The 16904-nt window shown below is 63.0% G+C and carries 22 protein-coding genes; 8 read left to right on the top strand and 14 right to left on the bottom strand.

The window, feature by feature from the left end; all coding sequences use genetic code 11:
* Positions 1 to 16: 16 nt before the first annotated feature.
* The 3 genes from CH268_RS02715 to CH268_RS02705 form a co-directional block, all read right to left on the bottom strand.
* Complete coding sequence (locus tag CH268_RS02715; RefSeq protein WP_027495076.1) at positions 17 to 361, bottom strand: response regulator transcription factor; 345 nt, start codon at positions 359 to 361, stop codon at positions 17 to 19.
* Between the two features lie 151 nt (positions 362 to 512).
* The gene (locus CH268_RS02710; protein ID WP_048318943.1) at positions 513 to 1211 is read right to left on the bottom strand and encodes a response regulator transcription factor; all 699 of its coding nucleotides are present in this window, start codon (positions 1209 to 1211) and stop codon (positions 513 to 515) included.
* A gap of 52 nt (positions 1212 to 1263) precedes the next feature.
* The gene (locus tag CH268_RS02705; protein ID WP_094662400.1) at positions 1264 to 2667 is read right to left on the bottom strand and encodes a glycosyltransferase family 87 protein; all 1404 of its coding nucleotides are present in this window, start codon (positions 2665 to 2667) and stop codon (positions 1264 to 1266) included.
* Positions 2668 to 2828: 161 nt separating this feature from the next.
* On the opposite strand from CH268_RS02705, the gene rpsF reads away from it, so the two are divergent.
* The 7 genes from rpsF to CH268_RS02670 all read left to right on the top strand — a co-directional run bounded on the left by rpsF (position 2829) and on the right by CH268_RS02670 (position 9248).
* Positions 2829 to 3116 carry a 30S ribosomal protein S6 gene (gene rpsF / locus CH268_RS02700; RefSeq protein ID WP_008711385.1) on the top strand — a complete coding sequence of 96 codons (288 nt, stop codon included), beginning with the start codon at positions 2829 to 2831 and terminating at the stop codon, positions 3114 to 3116.
* 57 nt (positions 3117 to 3173) lie between these two features.
* On the top strand, positions 3174 to 3719 hold the full coding sequence (locus tag CH268_RS02695) for a single-stranded DNA-binding protein (RefSeq protein WP_027495079.1): 546 nt from the start codon (positions 3174 to 3176) through the stop codon (positions 3717 to 3719).
* Positions 3720 to 3761: 42 nt separating this feature from the next.
* On the top strand, positions 3762 to 4004 hold the full coding sequence (rpsR, locus tag CH268_RS02690) for a 30S ribosomal protein S18 (protein WP_027495080.1): 243 nt from the start codon (positions 3762 to 3764) through the stop codon (positions 4002 to 4004).
* Positions 4005 to 4019: 15 nt separating this feature from the next.
* Positions 4020 to 4475 carry a 50S ribosomal protein L9 gene (gene rplI, locus CH268_RS02685; protein ID WP_027495081.1) on the top strand — a complete coding sequence of 152 codons (456 nt, stop codon included), beginning with the start codon at positions 4020 to 4022 and terminating at the stop codon, positions 4473 to 4475.
* 228 nt (positions 4476 to 4703) lie between these two features.
* Complete coding sequence (locus tag CH268_RS02680) at positions 4704 to 6983, top strand: SulP family inorganic anion transporter (protein WP_094662398.1); 2280 nt, start codon at positions 4704 to 4706, stop codon at positions 6981 to 6983.
* A gap of 523 nt (positions 6984 to 7506) precedes the next feature.
* Positions 7507 to 8901 (top strand): replicative DNA helicase, encoded by a 1395-nt coding sequence (gene dnaB / locus CH268_RS02675; protein WP_027495083.1) that lies wholly within the window; start codon positions 7507 to 7509, stop codon positions 8899 to 8901.
* A gap of 89 nt (positions 8902 to 8990) precedes the next feature.
* Entirely contained in the window at positions 8991 to 9248 is a 258-nt protein-coding gene (locus CH268_RS02670; RefSeq protein ID WP_032367678.1) for a DUF3297 family protein, read from the top strand.
* Between the two features lie 46 nt (positions 9249 to 9294).
* Here the strand turns inward: CH268_RS02670 and CH268_RS02665 are convergent, their stop codons facing one another.
* The 11 genes from CH268_RS02665 to CH268_RS02620 form a co-directional block, all read right to left on the bottom strand.
* On the bottom strand, positions 9295 to 11475 hold the full coding sequence (locus CH268_RS02665) for a heavy metal translocating P-type ATPase (RefSeq protein WP_094662396.1): 2181 nt from the start codon (positions 11473 to 11475) through the stop codon (positions 9295 to 9297).
* Positions 11476 to 11493: 18 nt separating this feature from the next.
* Positions 11494 to 11778, bottom strand: coding sequence for a DUF1490 family protein (locus tag CH268_RS02660; RefSeq protein WP_027495086.1), 285 nt, complete (start codon positions 11776 to 11778; stop codon positions 11494 to 11496).
* Between the two features lie 43 nt (positions 11779 to 11821).
* Entirely contained in the window at positions 11822 to 12361 is a 540-nt protein-coding gene (locus tag CH268_RS02655; RefSeq protein WP_094662394.1) for a hypothetical protein, read from the bottom strand.
* Complete coding sequence (locus CH268_RS02650) at positions 12358 to 13065, bottom strand: class I SAM-dependent methyltransferase (protein WP_217900893.1); 708 nt, start codon at positions 13063 to 13065, stop codon at positions 12358 to 12360. Before CH268_RS02650 ends, CH268_RS02655 begins: the two co-directional genes overlap by 4 nt.
* 57 nt (positions 13066 to 13122) lie before the next feature.
* Positions 13123 to 13605 (bottom strand): GNAT family N-acetyltransferase, encoded by a 483-nt coding sequence (locus tag CH268_RS02645; protein WP_094662390.1) that lies wholly within the window; start codon positions 13603 to 13605, stop codon positions 13123 to 13125.
* 14 nt (positions 13606 to 13619) lie between these two features.
* On the bottom strand, positions 13620 to 13952 hold the full coding sequence (locus tag CH268_RS02640) for a hypothetical protein (protein ID WP_094662388.1): 333 nt from the start codon (positions 13950 to 13952) through the stop codon (positions 13620 to 13622).
* Positions 13953 to 13992: 40 nt separating this feature from the next.
* A complete protein-coding gene (locus CH268_RS28395) occupies positions 13993 to 14220 on the bottom strand; it encodes a putative immunity protein (RefSeq protein ID WP_369597495.1) in 228 nt (75 codons plus the stop codon).
* Positions 14213 to 14533 (bottom strand): hypothetical protein, encoded by a 321-nt coding sequence (locus tag CH268_RS02630; protein WP_094662386.1) that lies wholly within the window; start codon positions 14531 to 14533, stop codon positions 14213 to 14215. The genes CH268_RS28395 and CH268_RS02630 overlap by 8 nt, the downstream gene beginning before the upstream one ends.
* Before the next feature lie 21 nt (positions 14534 to 14554).
* Entirely contained in the window at positions 14555 to 14926 is a 372-nt protein-coding gene (locus tag CH268_RS02625; protein ID WP_094662384.1) for a VOC family protein, read from the bottom strand.
* A gap of 1 nt (position 14927) precedes the next feature.
* Positions 14928 to 15068, bottom strand: coding sequence for a hypothetical protein (locus CH268_RS27700; RefSeq protein ID WP_176457832.1), 141 nt, complete (start codon positions 15066 to 15068; stop codon positions 14928 to 14930).
* Positions 15069 to 15252: 184 nt separating this feature from the next.
* Positions 15253 to 16185 carry a helix-turn-helix transcriptional regulator gene (locus CH268_RS02620; RefSeq protein ID WP_094662382.1) on the bottom strand — a complete coding sequence of 311 codons (933 nt, stop codon included), beginning with the start codon at positions 16183 to 16185 and terminating at the stop codon, positions 15253 to 15255.
* 103 nt (positions 16186 to 16288) lie between these two features.
* Here CH268_RS02620 and CH268_RS02615 point away from each other — a divergent pair, with 103 nt between their 5' ends.
* A complete protein-coding gene (locus CH268_RS02615; RefSeq protein WP_176457831.1) occupies positions 16289 to 16882 on the top strand; it encodes a TIGR03086 family metal-binding protein in 594 nt (197 codons plus the stop codon).
* The last annotated feature ends 22 nt before the right edge of the window (positions 16883 to 16904 follow it).

Raw genomic sequence — 16904 nt, 5'->3', positions numbered from 1 at the left:
GCAACAGCTCGAAGACTTACAGCTCCGAGATGTCGACGAGTCCGTCCTGCAGGGCCCGGGCCACCAGGGCGGCCTTGGTCGGGGCGGACCTTCCGACAGAGGTGTATTTCGCGCGGATACGCGTCAAGTGGGTGTTGACGGTTCCCAGCGACAGGAACAGTGCCTTGGCGACCTCGGTCTTGGAGTCGAGGCGAATCCAGCAGAGCAGTACCTCGATCTCACGGTCGGTCAGGCCGGGCCGAGTGGGAAACTTGTCTCTCTGCTCAGCGGGCGGCACCAGGCTGATCAGTCCGCGAGCGAGCGGTGCGGCAGAGATGGAGTCGCTGTGTTCCGAGGGCATGGGATCGAGCAGTGCGGACATCAGTTCTCCCGAGGGCCGAGGCAGGTTGAGACGGTCTAAACCTGAGTCAACTCATTCTCACAGGTCGATCACAGACTCGCTGCCCTGATTTCTATGGGCATTTGAACCGTCAACTCTGAAGATGCGTCATGAATCGCGCTCCAGCCGGTCATCAGTCCTGCGAGGGGAGCTCGGGCATCGGGAGCCACCCGTCTTCGACCGCGCGTTTGTACAGATCGGTTTTGGTCGGTGCCGGACGCCCCGCCTCGGCGTATTTGTTGCGGATGCGCACGAGGTAGTCGTTCACGGTCTGTTCCGACAGTCCGGCCAGGCGGGCGACGCGTCCAGCCTTCTCGCCCGACGCGTAAAGGGCAAGCACCTCGCGTTGACGTGGGCTCAGGCCGACGTCGGGCAGTTGTGGATCGCCGTCGATCGCCGCGGCCCAGTCCGTGGTGACCACCTGCCCGCCGCTCGCGGCTCGCCGGATCGCAGACACGATGGCCGATGCGGGCGCGGACTTGCGCACCACACCGAGCACTCCCGCGCGTGCCGCGGACCGAACCAGGAATGCGTTCTCGGCACCGGTGTACACCAGCACTCGTGATCCCGCGGCGTGCAACTGTTCCACGTTCGAGCGCGGAGAAGATCCGTCGCCGAGGCGCAGATCGAGTACCACCAGGTCTAGCTGCTCTCGGTGGGCGAGCAATTCGTCCACGGTGGAGGCCATGATCACGAGATCGAGATCGGGTTCGTCCGCCAGCATGGCCTTGAGGCCGAGCGCAACGGATTCGTGGTCCTCGATCAAACCGATCCGACGTACCGCGGCAGTGCCGTCCTCGGTACTTCCCTGAGATTGCGACACCTGTGCCATGTCCCCGCCCCGCTCTGCGCGCTATTTCCCCAGCGCCCTGTTTCCCGAAGCTCTAGTGCCTCGGTGATGCCGTCACAGATGTCGTCGACGAACGAGGCGACGTTACCGACTCCGAGTCGGTTTCGCCCGGTTGGGCAAACCGCAGGCAAGCGCGGGCGAACATCACGAACAGCACCACCAGCAGCAGCGCTCGCCCCCAGACTCCGACGAGGACGAAGAATTCCTCGTCGTTGGCGTCGACGCCGGAGGCCAGCGCAGCGAAGTACTTGAACACGCCGATCCCCATCGACAGATCGACCATCAAGTACGCGGCGACGATTCCCCAGGGGACCCGAAGCAACACGAGGAAGGGAAGCAGCCACAGCGTGTACTGGGGTGAGTGCACCTTGTGCAGCAGCATGAAGCCGCACAGCATCGACCCGCTCACGGCGACCCAGGGATAGGTGCCGATCACGTTCGCGCGCCGGAAGCCGAGCCACAGCGCGATCGCGAACGCGACGAACACCAGGAGCGGCGAGGCCACGTCGACGACTTTCTGGAACGACGCTTCGGCGTCGTTGTACGCGTCGGGCGTCATGCGGTCGTTGACGTAGAGGTGACGCAGCCCCCAGTACCAGATGGAGTTGGTCGTCAGGTCCGCCTGGCGCAGCGACTGGAAGGTGAACGACGCGCGCCAGCCCTCGTAACCGATGACGGCGAACGGCAGGTTGACGGCGACGACGGTGGCGATCGCGGCTCCGGCGACCTGCAGGCCGCCGTGTATGTCGTAGCGGCCACGGACGGTCTCCGGTTTTTCTCGACCGTTCGTACCGCCGGTGACGACATAGGCAATGAGCGGGAGCACGAACGCGCCCGGATAGATCTTGAGGCAGAATCCGATCGCCAGCAGTACCGAAGCCGCAATTGCCTTGCGCCGCAATGCAATCGGCAATGTCATGACGAAGATCGCACCTACCGCAGAGGCGACGACCGGTAGCTCCCAGTTGTGGAAGGCGTACATCACCAGGGGTGGGGAGATGGACCACAGCAGCGCCGGCCAGCCGGCCATCCGCCCGAGCATCCAGGCGGTGAGAAGCCCGAACGGCGCAAGGATCAGTGCCGAGGTCAACAGGAACTGCGCGTCGGTGTGGGCCGGGATTGCGCCGAGCCACATCAGCAGACCGCTCAGAACCGGATACTCCACCGTCCCTCCGGTGAGGATTCCGTCGCTCGTGATGGCCCCGTGGATGTAGGGAAATATGTGATTGTCGATATCGCGACCGAGCCACAGGAACTGGATGTCGGAGTAGCAGACGGACGAGTCCTTGATGACGTCGAACACTGTGCTGCGTCCGGACTCGTCGAACGGTGCGACGGCGCAGCGGGCCTTGTTCAGATATCCCAGAATCAACCCGATTGCTGCCATCGCGACGACCACGACAACCGTCGTCGGACTGGCGCGGACCCCGGATCGCATGGTGCAAGAGTATGACGAGCGAATGCCCGACTGTGCGCCCAGAGGGAATTAGCAGGTCAGGGCCCTGTCGTGTATCTTTGAGGGGTTGCTGACGCAACGACCCTCCTGCCGCGGATAGTCCGTGGCCGTTTTCACTAGTCCACAGGAGGTGATGAGGTCTTATGCGTCATTACGAATTGATGGTCATTCTCGACCCCAATCTGGACGAGCGCACTGTCGCTCCGTCGCTCGATACGTTCCTCAACGTCGTTCGCAAGGATGGCGGCACCGTCGACAAGGTCGATGTATGGGGCAAGCGTCGTCTGGCTTACGAGATCCTCAAGCATGCCGAGGGCATCTACGCCGTTGTGAACCTCAACGCCGAGCCTGCCACCGTCAGCGAGCTGGATCGTCAGCTCGGACTCAACGAGTCCGTGTTGCGTACGAAGGTCCTGCGACAGGGCAAGTAATTGTCGGTGTCCGGCCCTAGGCTGGCACTCACAACGCTTACTACTGAAAGAGGAACCATGGCAGGCGAGACCGTCATCACCGTCATCGGAAACTTGACGGCTGATCCAGAACTTCGATTCACCCCCGCCGGTGCGGCAGTTGCCAACTTCACGGTTGCATCCACCCCGCGCACATTCGATCGTCAGACGAACGAATGGAAAGACGGCGACGCGCTCTTCATGCGCTGCAACATCTGGCGCGAGGCAGCGGAGAACGTTGCCGAGAGTCTGACCCGAGGCTCACGAGTGATCGTGAGCGGACGGCTGCGGCAGCGTTCGTACGAGACGCGCGAGGGTGAGAAGCGGACAGTCGTCGAGCTCGAAGTCGACGAGATCGGACCTTCACTTCGCTACGCCACCGCAAAGGTCAACAAGGCCAATCGCGGTGGAGGTGGCGGCGGAGGCGGCTTCAACTCCGGCTCGGGTTCCTCCGGCGGATCGGGCGGCGGCCGCTCGAACTCCTCGTCCAACTCCGGTTCCGGTGGAGACGATCCCTGGGGCAGTGCCCCGGCGGCGTCGGGCTCCTTCGGCGGACGTGGCGGAGACGAAGAGCCACCGTTCTAGATCCTTCGATCGAGAACAACCAGATGTAACGGAGAAAGACCCATGCCCAAACCGCCATTGCGCGACAAGGTGCTCAAGAAGAAGGCGTGTTCCTTCTGCAAGGAAAAGAACACGGCGATCGATTACAAGGACACGACGTTGCTGCGTAAGTACGTCAGCGATCGCGGAAAGATCCGTGCTCGCCGTGTCACCGGCAACTGCGTCCAGCATCAGCGTGACGTGGCCGTTGCCGTGAAGAACTCGCGTGAGGTAGCACTGCTGCCTTACGCCGCGACGGCTCGATAGAAAGGGGCGATTGGTATGAAACTGATCCTCACCGCTGATGTGGACAACCTCGGTGCGCCTGGCGACACCGTAGAGGTCAAGGACGGCTACGGCCGTAACTTCCTGCTGCCCCGCGGATTGGCCATCCAGGCCACCCGTGGAGCTCAGAAGCAGGTCGACGGCATTCGCCGCGCTCAGGAAGCTCGGGCCGTTCGCGGCCTCGAGCACGCCAACGAGCTCAAGCAGGCCATCGAGGGCCTCGAGTCCGTCACGCTGTCTGTCAAGACTGCCGGCGACTCGGGCAAGCTGTTCGGCTCGGTCACCGCGTCGGACGTCGCTTCTGCACTCAAGGCTGCCGGTGGACCGGTCGTCGACAAGCGCAGCATCGATCTGCCGAAGGCTCACGTCAAGAGCACGGGCAAGCACGACATCGTCGTGAACCTGCATCCCGACGTGACCGCCAAGTTCAAGCTGGAGGTCGTCGGAAGCTGATTTTCAGCTTTCGGCCCGAAACGGCTGCAAGAAACCCCACGAACTTCGGTTCGTGGGGTTTTTTCGTGCCATCTCACAAAATTCAACTGTCACAACGGTTTCCAAATTGTGAAGGATCTCTCTCGGTGCCACCTTCGGCCGAGGTTTGCGTACCCTTTACTTGGGGGCGACATTCCAAGCCGGAACACGATCGACCGACCTGACGCCTAGACGCCCGGAGGAACTGCCGTGACAACGACAGCAGAGCACGATTCAGAACCCAGTCCGAAGACCCGATCCGAGCCGCCGTCTCGGGTCGGGTCGATAATCAAGTACGACCTACCGGCCTCGCTGGTCGTTTTCCTTGTGGCAGTGCCACTTTCGATCGGTATCGCTGTCGCCTCCGGCGCTCCCATCATGGCCGGCCTCATCGCCGCTGTGGTCGGCGGCATTCTCGCCGGTATTCTCGGCGGATCGCCGTTGCAGGTCAGTGGTCCGGCTGCGGGTCTGACTGTGGTGGTCGCCGAGTTGGTCAACCAATTCGGTTGGGCCACAACATGTGCCATCACGGTGTTGGCCGGCCTCGTCCAGGTTCTGCTGGGCATGAGCCGCATTGCTCGTAGTGCACTTGCCATTTCGCCGGTGGTTGTTCACGCGATGCTCGCCGGCATCGGTATAACCATTGCGCTGCAACAGATTCACGTGCTGCTCGGTGGAGAGTCCGAAAGCTCTGCGGTGCAGAACCTGCTCGCCATTCCGCGTTCCGTGGCCGACGGCCAATGGCCGTCCATCGTCGTCGGCGGCATCGTCGTCGTGCTGATGTTCTCGTGGCCGCGACTGGCCGGCGTGTCCAGTGTGATGGCCAAGGTTTCCAAAGTGCCTGCGGCACTGGTTGCAGTGGTCACCGCAACCGCGGTCTCGATCTTCTTCTCGCTCGACGTCGAGCGAATCGAGTTGCCGGGCAACCTCATCGAGTCTCTGAGCTTCCCGATCATGCCCGACGGTCAGTGGGGTGCATTCGCCACCGGTGTCATCACCATCGCGCTGATCGCCAGCGTCGAAAGCCTGCTGTCCGCTGTGGCCGTCGACAAGATGCACAGCGGTGCGCGCACCAACTTCGACCGCGAATTGATGGCGCAGGGTGCGGGCAACATGGCCTCCGGTGCCATCGGTGGCCTGCCGATCACCGGCGTCATCGTGCGTAGCGCGACCAACGTCAAGGTCGGTGCCAAGTCTCGTGCGTCGGCGATTCTGCACGGCGTGTGGATCCTGATCTTCTCGGTGCTGTTCATCTCGATCGTCGAGCTCGTGCCCTTCGCGGCGCTCGCCGGGTTGCTCGTGATGATCGGTGTGCAGCTCATCAAACTGGCCGACATCAAGATCGCGAACAAGACCGGTGACATCGCTGTCTACGCAGTCACGGTGCTGGGTGTCGTGGCGCTCAACCTGCTCGAGGGAGTGCTGATCGGCCTGGCGCTCTCGATCATCCTGGTTCTGCGACGCGTGGTGCTGGCGAAGATTCGGGCCGAGGAAACGGTCGACGGAACCTGGCGGGTGACGATGGAGGGCTCGCTGAGCTTCCTCGCGCTGCCGCGACTGACTCGAGTGTTGGCCACGGTGCCCGCAGGCACGTCGGTCACCGTCCACCTCGGAGTCGACTTCCTCGACCATGCTGTGCACGACGCGTTGAACGAGTGGGTCCGCCAACACGAGGCGACCGGTGGTTCCGTGCGCGTCGAGGAGGTGGGCACGGCGTCGATGGCTGCGGCCACCGAAGGGCCACCGCGGCGCGGATCTGCCACGGTGCGCAGCTCGTTGGCACCGTGGCGGGCGTGGCAGCTCAAGGGCGACGACACGCAGGAGGATTCGCCCGCTGCTCTGCGTCCGGTGTTGAGCGGAGTGGCCGAGTACCACCGCACTCATGCCCCCAACATTCGTCCGCACCTGGAAGGTCTGACCGAGTCTCAGGACCCGGACACGCTGTTCCTCTGCTGCGTCGACTCACGCGTCATGCCGAACACGATCACCAGCAGCGGCCCCGGTGACCTGTTCACCGTGCGCAACGTCGGCAACATGATCCCCACCCAAGGTCAGGATTGCTCGGTGGAGGCAGCTCTCGCCTTCGGCGTCGACGAAGTGGGTACGTCGTCGGTCGTGGTGTGTGGCCATTCCGGTTGTGGTGCCATGAAGGCAATTCTCGGCGGGGCGGAGAACGCCGCCGACCCGTCGGTGGCCGAGTGGCTCGGGCACGGGAGAGCCAGCCTGGAGGCGTTCCGCAGTGGGCACGCGGTGGGCCGTCAAGCGGCGGAGTTGGGCTTCGGCGAGGCCGACCAGCTCGCGATGGTCAATGTGGCGGTGCAGCTGCAGACGTTGACCCGTCACCGGGTGGTGGGACGCGCGAACGCGGAGGGTCGTCTGCGGATCACCGGTCTCTTCTTCGACATCCCGTCGGCCCGGGTGCTGCAGATCGGTACGAAGGAGATCACTGTTCTCGACCCGGCGCTGTGCCCGCAGAAGGCCGATCTCTGACGGTCTGTTCGAGCGAAGTACGAGGGCCCGATTCCCGACGGGGGTCGGGCCCTTCGGCTCGAAAACCAGCATTAAGACTTTTTCAGTGCCAATTTCCAGCCGGTGTGACGTACTTCACCACCGAGTTCACTCGGCATTTACTCAACACGCCCGAGTTGTCAATTCGGCCGACACGCCGCCCCCAGAACGATGCACAGGCAAAAAACTTTATGTACACGCCTTGACGTGCGGGAATGGTGCAAAGTCCAAAAGTTATACCCAGGTTATCCCCAGACGGTCAACACCGTTGTTCAACCTCGTCCACATTTCATCCACAGATCCATCCACAGCCTGTGTTGTGACTCCTGGCGATACCGCTTAACGTCCCTCCAGCGTCTCTCTCGATGCCGTCGAACGGTGCCGGGGCAGCGCGGATCCGGTGCCGAACAGGACCTGTCGGTGCCCGGGGGTAGAACTTGCTTGACCGCACGTCCGGGTGTTATCCGGCCGTGCTCGGACTATGGGGAGAGGACGGCCGGTTCGCGTGGCAGTTGTGGACGATCGAGGACAGTCCGACTACTCCGGCTCCTCCTCCAGCGAAGGTCCGGGCGAAGACTTCGGGCGACAGCCGCCACAGGACATGGCCGCCGAACAGTCCGTGTTGGGCGGCATGCTGCTGAGCAAGGATGCCATCGCCGACGTGCTCGAGGTGCTCCGTCCGGGCGACTTCTACCGGCCGGCACACCAGAACGTCTACGACGCCATTCTCGACCTCTACAGCCGCGGTGAGCCTGCCGACCCGGTGACCGTCTCTGCCGAGCTGGATCGCCGCGGCGAGCTCAAGCGCATCGGCGGCCCGCCGTACCTGATCACGCTGACTCAGACGACGCCCACCGCCGCCAACGCCGGGTACTACGCCGAGATCGTGGCGGAGAAGTCCATTCTCCGGCGGCTCGTGCAAGCCGGTACCCGCATCGTGCAGTTCGGTTACGCCGGAGCCGACGGTCAGGACGTCGCCGAGGTCGTCGACCGCGCACAGGCAGAGGTGTACGAGGTCACCGAGCGACGCACCTCCGAGGACTTCCTCCCCCTCGAAGAGCTGCTGCAGCCCACGATGGACGAAATCGACTCCATCGCCAGCCGCGGCGGCATCTCCCTCGGCGTGCCGACTGGATTCGCTGAACTCGACGAGATCACCAACGGTCTTCACCCTGGTCAGATGATTATTGTCGCGGCGAGGCCCGGCGTTGGTAAGTCTACCCTAAGTATGGATTTCATGCGTTCGTGCTCCATCAAGCACGGTATGCCCAGTGTCATCTTCTCTCTGGAGATGAGTCGCACCGAGATCGTCATGCGTCTGCTGTCCGCAGAGGCGAAGATCAAGCTCGGCGACATGCGTTCCGGAAAGATGACCGACGACGACTGGACCAAGCTGGCCCGTCGCATGAGCGAGATCAGCGAAGCACCGCTTTTCGTCGACGATTCGCCCAACCTGACGATGATGGAAATTCGAGCCAAGGCGCGACGCCTGAAGCAGCGCAACGGCCTGAAACTCATTGTGGTGGACTACCTTCAGCTGATGTCGTCCGGCAAGAAGGTCGAGTCGCGTCAGCAGGAGGTCTCGGACTTCTCCCGTCAGCTCAAGCTGTTGGCCAAGGAACTCGAATGCCCGGTGGTCGCGGTCTGCCAGCTCAACCGTGGTCCCGAGCAGCGAACCGACAAAAAGCCGATGGTCTCGGACCTCCGTGAGTCCGGCTCACTCGAGCAGGACGCCGACATGGTGATTCTGCTGCACCGGCCCGACGCCATCGAGCGCGACGACCCCCGCGGCGGCGAGGCCGACCTGATCCTCGGCAAGCACCGTAACGGCCCGACGGCGACAATCACTGTGGCGCACCAGCTGCACCTGTCCCGATTCGTGGACATGGCACGGGGCTAGGGACAGCGGCGCTGGTCCAACGTTAGGTCGCGTATTCTTCATGGGGTTCAGACCCCAGCACCCAACGCAGCACATCGACGAAAGTAATCATGCCCGAGGACCAGAACACAGACGTTCCACCGAACCATCTCTCGATCGATCCGAGCAGCCGCTTCTACAACGAAGAGGTTCTTCGCCGCGACGTGGGCATTCGCTTCAACGGCGTCGAGAAGACGAGCATTCGCGAATACAACGTGTCCGAGGGTTGGGTGCGTGTCGAGGTCCCGACCGCGAAGGATCGCTACGGAAACCCCATGCTCGTCAAGCTCAAGGGCACGGTCGAACCGTACTTCCGCGACGCAAAGTAGCGAAGTAGGTACCGGACACCTCGCCCTGGCGTTCGGTACCTACTGATCAGAGTCGGTATCGGATCAATCGCGAACTGTTGCCGACCACCGCGACCGACGAGGCGTTGTGCAGGATTGCCGCCAGCACTGGGGACAGCGCACCACCGGCGCTGACCGCCAAGCCGAGAGCGTTGACGGCGATGGACATTCCGTAGTTCTGACGGATGACCGACACCGAGTGCCGGCCGAGGTCACGTACGTCGAGCAGACGCGACAAGTCGTCGCTTGCCAGTGCCACGTCCGCGGTCTCGACGGCAACGTCGGTGCCCGCCAATCCCATTGCGATTCCGATATCGGCGACGGCCAACGCAGGAGCATCGTTGGTGCCGTCACCGACCATCGCCACGACGTAGCCTGCGTCCTGCAGTTCTCGGACGGCTTCGAGCTTTTCGTCGGGCATCACTTCGGCACGCCACTCGGTGATACCGAGTTCCGCGGCGACCGCCGCTGCCGTCTTCGGGTGGTCGCCGGTGAGCATGATGATGCGTTCGACACCGTCGGCACGGAGCGCGTTCAGAACGGTGGATGCGTTGGTACGGACTTCGTCGCGGAGACTGATCAAGCCGACGAGTACGCCGTCGACGGCCAACAGCAGCGGAGTCTCGGCCTCGTCCTGCAGCCGCGAAACCCATTGCTGCGCATCCTCGGACACCGCGACGTCCTCGCTGCGGAGGAGAGATGGACTGCCCAGGAGCAGCGTCCGTCCGTCTGCGACCGTCCGCATGCCGAGCCCGACGATCACCTCGCACTCCTCGTGCGGAGGGATGACGATGTGCCGTTCCTCCGTACTCCGAATGACTGCCTCTGCCAGAGGATGTCGAGAGTGGATCTCGGAACTCGCTGCGTAGGCCAGCACCTGCTCGGGTTCCCAATCGTCCTGAAACGAAACGACATTGGTCACCACTGGGCGTCCCACCGTGAGGGTTCCGGTCTTGTCGAACACAAAGGCGTCGACCCTGCCGGCCTGTTCGAGGTGAGATCCGCCCTTGATGAGAATGCCTCTGCGGGCACCGTTTCCGATGGCTGCGCTGATGGCGGTCGGCGTGGACAACCCGACCGCGCACGGGCACGCCACGAGCAGCATCGTCATGGCACGTCGTACATCCCGGGTGACGACGAGAGTCAGCGCCGACAGGATGAAGGACGCGGGGACGAAGCGTCGTGAAAAGTTCTCTCCTACAGTCTGAATCGGTGCACGATCTTCCTGCGCCTCCTCGACGCGAGAAATGATGCGGCCGATCGTGGTGTCGCGACCGACGGCGGATGCGCGCACGACGAGGCGGCCACGGACGACGACGGATCCCGCATGAATACGGTCTCCGGCGACGATCGATACCGGCAAGGTCTCGCCGGTGATCGCGGACTGATCCACCACCGCGTCACCGTCGACCACGGTGCCGTCGACGGGAACGCCCACGTGGTCGTGCACGACGACCTCGTCGCCGATCTCGAGTCGATCGACGTCGACGGAGATCTCGGAGCCGTCGGGCAGCCTGATCCAGGCGGTGTCCTGTGTGCCGGTCAGCAGATCGGAGATCGCGCGTCGAGTTCGCTTGAGGGTCAATTCCTGCAGGTACTCGCCGATGTTCAAGAGCCACAGCACGGTGAGGGCGACGACGTTCTCGCGAAGCACGAGGCTGGCCACGGTTGCGGCGCTGACGAGTGCGTCGGTTCCTGCCGTCCTGTTGCCGGCAAGCGAGCGCACGGCTCCCTTGAGAAACGGGTAGCCGGTGAAGATCGTTGCGCCGGTGGCAACGAGACGACTGGTGGGACCGAGGATGGGCGGCCGACGGAACGCGTAGCGGCGAAGACCGAGTAGGACCAGAGCCGCGCCGCCGATGGTCATCCGCAGGACGTCGCCGCTGGTGACGTCAGCTGAGCGCGGACTACGCACCGGTACCAGGGCCCAATTCGTCGAGCGCCCCGCGTTCACCGCGTCGAAGAGTTCGGCCCTGTCGATTCGTGTGCGGGAGTACCAGATGACGACCGACGCCGTCCGCGGGTACGCATGAACGGCGCGCACTCCGCGGATCTTGTCCACGTGGTCCTCGACCGCAACTGCACGGCCCGGGCTCGAGCGGAGCCAGTCGACGCGGAGGCGCATACGGCCGCCGGCGTCGGAGAGAATCTCGATGCCGTCTGCCTGCGTCGCGTCGATGTCGAGGGGGCGTTCGGCGAGGGTCGTCATAATCGGAAGCAGTCCCGGTCAGTGCGCGTGGCCGTGGCCCGCATCGGAGGCCGTGGGCGGCTGAACCTCTTCGCCGATTCGGTCTCGGGCCTCGGCGACGACGTCGGACACGGCCAGTCGGGCCGATTCCGCGTGAACCTCGGCCTTGCGCGCTGCGCGTAGACCGAGTTCGGTGGCCGATACCGCAGCCTTGCGGACGGGGGCCTTCTCGTACAGCTTCTTGGCACCGTTGTATGCGGCGACGCCGACTGCACCCGTCACGACCGTCGATACTGCCTTCGCGACGATGATCGGAAACGCCATGTTTTAGCTCCTCGTTTTCGAACCGGTACCCACTTATTGGGAATCATATTCGTTTCCTGTGATCATGGCGACTTGCGGGGTCCCCGGGGCGCAGGGCCATCCATACGTCGATCGGGCCCGGGTGAGGTTGGGCGAGCCAGTCGCAGGCACGTCGATCGAGGTGTAAATACCCCAATGTCACCACCAGTGTTCCATCGCTGTCGCGATACGCGCCCGACGCGCTACGAAGATCCGACTCGCTCTGCTCTACGGATTCCAGGACGGCATTCCTGGTCCAGGTACTTCCGGCCGGACCAGGAATGCGCAGTGCGGGTTCCCCAGGAAATTCGGGCCTGTCGATGCCATCGATCACGTCGGCTTCGATGGCTCCATCGAGCAACGTGCCGCTCAGCGACACCCACCCACCCGATGGCATGACGGGGCTGCGTACAGACACCGGGACGGTCGCTGCGCTTTCGGTCGCTGCCCGCTCGTCGGGGGCATTGGGCGTGAAGCGAAGCGATCCGTCGTCGACGAGTAGTGCGCCGATTCCCACGATCGAACCGCCTGATTCGACAACGAACGAACCGATGTCAGATGTCATCGGTTCGGCCTTGTGGATCGAAACGCTCTGGTCACATAAGGCAGGTCGATAGTTGTAGACCCATGCAGCCCTAGCTCGTCGAACAAGGTGGCGAGATTCTGATCTATGCCGTTGCGCTCGTCGGCCGTCGCGGTGATGTAGAAACTGCGCGATCGAACCAGGTCGGTCAACAGCGATCGGTTCACCGTGCGAGACCACGCCCATCGTCGCTCTTCGAGATGGTCGAAGGGCTCCGCTATCGGCGGCGGACCGTCGTCGAACATGGCCATCGCTCCGCCGCGTGAGACCACGGAGTTGAGGCGGCGAACCCAGGCCTGTGACTCGTCGCGAACGTTCCAGATCAGGCCCAGCACGCCGCCCGGACGCAGGACCCGTCCGATCTCGCGTGACGCGGCCACCGGATCGACCCAGTGCCAGGCCTGTCCAAGCAGCACTCCATCGAGACTCTCGTCGTCTATTGGGAGGGACTCGGCAGTACCGACCGTGGTCGGGACACCCGGTACCGCGATCCGCAGGGCGTCGAGCATGGCGTTATCAGGGTCGACGGCAATGGCGTCGCAACCAGCGGCAACGATGCTGCGCGTGAGCTTGCCCGTGCCGGCACCGACGTCAGCGACTCGTGGACGACGATCGGACGCGAGAGTGGGCTCCAACATCCACGCGACTGCGTCCGACGGGTATTCGGGACGAGCTGATTCATACACCTCGGCGGCGGTCCCGAACGACGTCGAGCTGTTATCTCGGCTAACCATAAGGTCACGTTACCCGTCCGGTTCGAGCTCGAGTTCGTAGTACAGAGCCTTCGGTCCCTCGCCGCGTCCTTCGTGGCAGTCGAAGCCGCGCTTCTCGTACACGTGGCGGGCTGCCTCGTCGTCTTCCGAGGTATTGAGGTCCATATAGGTCGCACCCCTACCGCGTGCGTGCTCGATGACATTATCGAGAAAGGTTGTGCCGTACCCCTTCCCGCGTAGACCAGGCTGAATGTACAACTCGGCAAGATAGGCCTCCGGGGCTGCGCTCATCGTACCGATCCGAAAACGCAGAACCGCTACACCGATGGCGGGAGTGCCGAACGTCAGCACGCTGGTGTCGCCGGACTTCACCAGGGTGTCGAGATGTGCTGCAAGCCAATCCGGCTCGGGCACAGGGTAGTCGTACTCGCGATTGAAATCGATCAACAGGGTTGCGGCCTCGACAAATTCGGCGGGATCCTGGACGGCACGTGTATCGCTGACCGATGTCATCGACTTCTCCCCTGTCAGTGATCCGGTTGAACGAGATTCTTGGCGTCGAGCAGACCGAGGCCGGGATGCTTCTCTCGCAGCGCTTTGATGGCGTAGACAGTTCTGCCGCGTTCTTCCACTACCGCTTCGACATCCTCGGCGGGTACGGATTCGGGTCCGATCTTGTCGACGCTGGCTCTTTCGGGACGCAGATGGCTGTACACCAGCCAGGGGATGGCTACACCCGCAAGTGACAGCTGGATCCAGTCCCAGGTCGAGGGTTCTGAGATCACGTCGGAAATCAGAATGAACGCAATCCAGGCCATCCAGGCGACGTACAGGTACCGGACCCACGGACGTCGACTCATGTGTTCCATGCTGTCATCGCCGATGGATCAGGGCAATGGCTCAGCGACGCTGTGCGTCCCATGCGAGCCTGCGTAACTCCGCCGTTCGGTGGCCGTTCTTGGCGAAGGGCTCAGCACCGTCGATCGCCGAACGTGGACGGAAATCGTTCGGGTGCGAGGCCTCGAAAATCGGAAAGGCCCGACGGGCACAAGCAGCTGCGAACGCAGCGACATGCCGAATGTCGTCGAGACTGAGATCCACTTGAGGGGGTTGATCCACTTCAGGCATCGCGGGTCCTGTTGCGGTTCAACATGAATCCAAATCGTCCGAGAACCAGTCCGGTCAGCGCGCCGAGAGCTCCGGTCGCCACTGGCACCAGGTACAGCCACGCAGAGCGAAAGATCAATGGATCGCCATTGAGATCCCTATCCAAATCGGTGGAATAGCTCCGGCTCATCGTCACGCCCTCGAGGGGCTCATATGAACCTTGATACACAACGTCGTCCAGGTCGGTGGTCCAATCATCGATCAGGTACCAACCCAGTGGAGCCAATCCGACGACAAATCCGAACAGCAGCAGGAAGATGACGAGATTGCGCACCGTCTCAGGCTATTGCCCCCGTCAACCGTCGAACACCTCCATAGTGATGCAGAAGGGGTGACCGGCGGGGTCGAGGAGAACTCGCCACCGCGGGTCAGGTTGCTCCTCTGCCTCTGTTGCCCCACATTCGACTGCATGAGCGACGGATTCGTCGAGGCTCACTCCCGCATCGAGATCGAAGTGCACGATGGACGCCGACGGCCATGTAGGCGGGATGTAGTTCGCCACTCTTTGCGCAACGATGTTCAGGCCCGAGTGCGTGCGAATCCCCGAGCTCGACGGGTTCTCCCACAACAGGTCTCCGCCCAGAAGCGCAAGGTAGAAGCGAGCGAGGGCTACCGGTTCGGGGCAGTCGATGGATATCCCTGCTACGTCGAGGTGTGGACGCGACATGTCACGAGAATACGGTGGCCCCCAGCGTGACGACGACTATCACGAAGACGAACAGGAGTAGCCAGCCCTCCCAGGTGTGCGGGCTGATTCCCCAGCCGTACCGTTTCGGGCCGAACCAACTTCGGGGTGGATTGAAAGCCATAGCGCCGTCCTGCCTGTTCGGAGTCGCGTCCACCCTATGAAGGCACCAGACTATTCGCAATGGTAATGACTTGGTGATCGGTGGTGCGCTGAGTGTCCACAATTCGGCTCGAGAATCGGGAAAGCGCGCCGGCCTAGTAATAGTGGACACTGTGCACACCTTCCCAGAAGATCCAGCCGCGACGTCAGCTGTACAACCGCGCCGTTGCCGTAGCCCGTTGAGCCAATTCGTCGCGAATTGTGTTCGGCTGGAGCACTGTTACCGCAGGTCCGCAGTGCCACAACGCCCCCACAGCGTGATTGTGGCCGGAAAACTCGATGACTGCGAGGCGTCGTCCGTCGTCCTGTACTTGGTCGCTGATCACGCGAACGACGTTCTTCGTCAACGAGATCCATACTGATTCTTCTGCGAGGCAGGTGATTTCGATGTGGGTCAAACTCGCACGGAACGACTTCCAGTGTGCGGTGAAGGCGGCCTCCAGGTCCACGGTGGAAGCGCGGTGAGCCTGCTCGTCGAGCACAGTCAGTTCGTCGATCCGCGATACCCGGTAGACACGTTCGGTGCCCTCACGCCCGGCGAGTAGGTACCAGTGATCGCCGGCGTAGACCAGCCCGATGGGGTCAAGGATTCGATCGTTCACCGAACCGCTGCGATCGCGATACGTGATTCTTATCCGCACACCGTCTATGACGACCCGTTGGAGTTCCACCAGATGTTCTTCCGGTTCGTGGGGATACGCGAAACCGTCGGGCCGGACCAGGATTCGTTGTGACGCAGTGCTTGCCGCCGCCCGGTGAGCGTCGGGTATCGCGGCGATCACCTTGCGCATGGCGCTCGCGAACGCCGGGGTGGCGACGCGTCCCGCGCCGGAAGCGAGCAATGCCGTCGCCTCGGCGGCCGTCAGACCGGTCAGCTCGGTGCGATAGCCCTGCAGCAGACTGATGCCACCACCGCGACCGCGATCGGTGTAGACCGGAATGCCCGCCGAAGACAAGGCTTCGATGTCACGCAACACGGTGCGCGTGGACACTTCGAGCTGGGCGGCGATGTCGGCAGCGTTCAGTCTGCCCCGATGTTGGAGCAGCATGACGATGGACAACAACCGGTCTGCGCGCACCCGAAAAGTCTCTCACCAAAACATGACAGAAGATGTCATGTTCACCCGATCTACTTCTACCCAGCAGGCCACACCCGGTGGCCGCGAAACGGAAGGATCGACAATGAACACCATCGAGACCACGCAGCAGACGGATCCGCGCGAGGTGTACTTCACGTCCGCCGCATGGGTGAGCGGTCTGCTCACAGGCGTGCGCGCCGACCAACTGGACCTTCCCACTCCGTGCGACGAGTTCGATGTCCGGACGCTGGCAGGCCATCTCGTTGCGACGGTCCGAAGGCTGATTGCGATCGCCGAACTCGGGAGTCCGGACTCTGTGTCGCCCTTGTGCTCCGATCATGACGCCGCATCCTTCGACACGTCGGTGACGCAAGCCCGTGCCGCGTGGGCCGACGATGAATTGCTCGATGGCCCGGTCGCGGTCCCGTGGGGTGAAGTGCCGGGGCGATCGGCTGTGTGGGGATATGCGCGGGAGTTACTGGTGCACGGATGGGACCTAGCCGTTGCGACAGGACAACCGGCCCACGCCGACCCGGCTCTCGTCAATCCGGTCGCCGTGGAACTTCGAGCACTGCTGCCGGCGGAGAGTCGGGTTCCAGGAGTCCCTTTCGGGCCCATCGTGGAACCCCGTTCCGAGGCAGGGCCGTTGGAACGCCTGGCGAACTTCGCGGGACGGTCGTCGGACGGTTGGGTGTAGTACGTCGCTCTTGACCTCGAGT

The organism is Rhodococcus sp. 06-1460-1B (assembly GCF_002258475.1).
Taxonomy (GTDB): Bacteria; Actinomycetota; Actinomycetes; order Mycobacteriales; family Mycobacteriaceae; genus Rhodococcoides; species Rhodococcoides fascians.
Note: the sequence above shows the minus strand (reverse complement) of the source record. Positions and strands in the feature narration are given on the sequence as shown.

Bases quoted from the DNA above. Each gene is read 5' to 3' on its own strand.
- CH268_RS02615 (WP_176457831.1), top strand. From the start codon at position 16,289: ATGAACACCATCGAGACCACGCAGCAGACGGATCCGCGCGAGGTGTAC.
- rpsR (WP_027495080.1), top strand. From the start codon at position 3,762: ATGCCCAAACCGCCATTGCGCGACAAGGTGCTCAAGAAGAAGGCGTGT.
- CH268_RS02705 (WP_094662400.1), bottom strand. From the start codon at position 2,667: ATGCGATCCGGGGTCCGCGCCAGTCCGACGACGGTTGTCGTGGTCGTC.
- CH268_RS02625 (WP_094662384.1), bottom strand. From the start codon at position 14,926: ATGTCGCGTCCACACCTCGACGTAGCAGGGATATCCATCGACTGCCCC.
- CH268_RS02695 (WP_027495079.1), top strand. From the start codon at position 3,174: ATGGCAGGCGAGACCGTCATCACCGTCATCGGAAACTTGACGGCTGAT.
- CH268_RS02645 (WP_094662390.1), bottom strand. From the start codon at position 13,605: ATGACATCGGTCAGCGATACACGTGCCGTCCAGGATCCCGCCGAATTT.
- CH268_RS02660 (WP_027495086.1), bottom strand. From the start codon at position 11,778: ATGGCGTTTCCGATCATCGTCGCGAAGGCAGTATCGACGGTCGTGACG.
- CH268_RS27700 (WP_176457832.1), bottom strand. From the start codon at position 15,068: ATGGCTTTCAATCCACCCCGAAGTTGGTTCGGCCCGAAACGGTACGGC.
- CH268_RS02670 (WP_032367678.1), top strand. From the start codon at position 8,991: ATGCCCGAGGACCAGAACACAGACGTTCCACCGAACCATCTCTCGATC.
- CH268_RS02640 (WP_094662388.1), bottom strand. From the start codon at position 13,952: ATGAGTCGACGTCCGTGGGTCCGGTACCTGTACGTCGCCTGGATGGCC.
- CH268_RS28395 (WP_369597495.1), bottom strand. From the start codon at position 14,220: ATGCCTGAAGTGGATCAACCCCCTCAAGTGGATCTCAGTCTCGACGAC.
- rplI (WP_027495081.1), top strand. From the start codon at position 4,020: ATGAAACTGATCCTCACCGCTGATGTGGACAACCTCGGTGCGCCTGGC.
- rpsF (WP_008711385.1), top strand. From the start codon at position 2,829: ATGCGTCATTACGAATTGATGGTCATTCTCGACCCCAATCTGGACGAG.
- CH268_RS02715 (WP_027495076.1), bottom strand. From the start codon at position 361: ATGTCCGCACTGCTCGATCCCATGCCCTCGGAACACAGCGACTCCATC.
- CH268_RS02710 (WP_048318943.1), bottom strand. From the start codon at position 1,211: ATGGCACAGGTGTCGCAATCTCAGGGAAGTACCGAGGACGGCACTGCC.
- CH268_RS02655 (WP_094662394.1), bottom strand. From the start codon at position 12,361: ATGACATCTGACATCGGTTCGTTCGTTGTCGAATCAGGCGGTTCGATC.
- CH268_RS02665 (WP_094662396.1), bottom strand. From the start codon at position 11,475: ATGACGACCCTCGCCGAACGCCCCCTCGACATCGACGCGACGCAGGCA.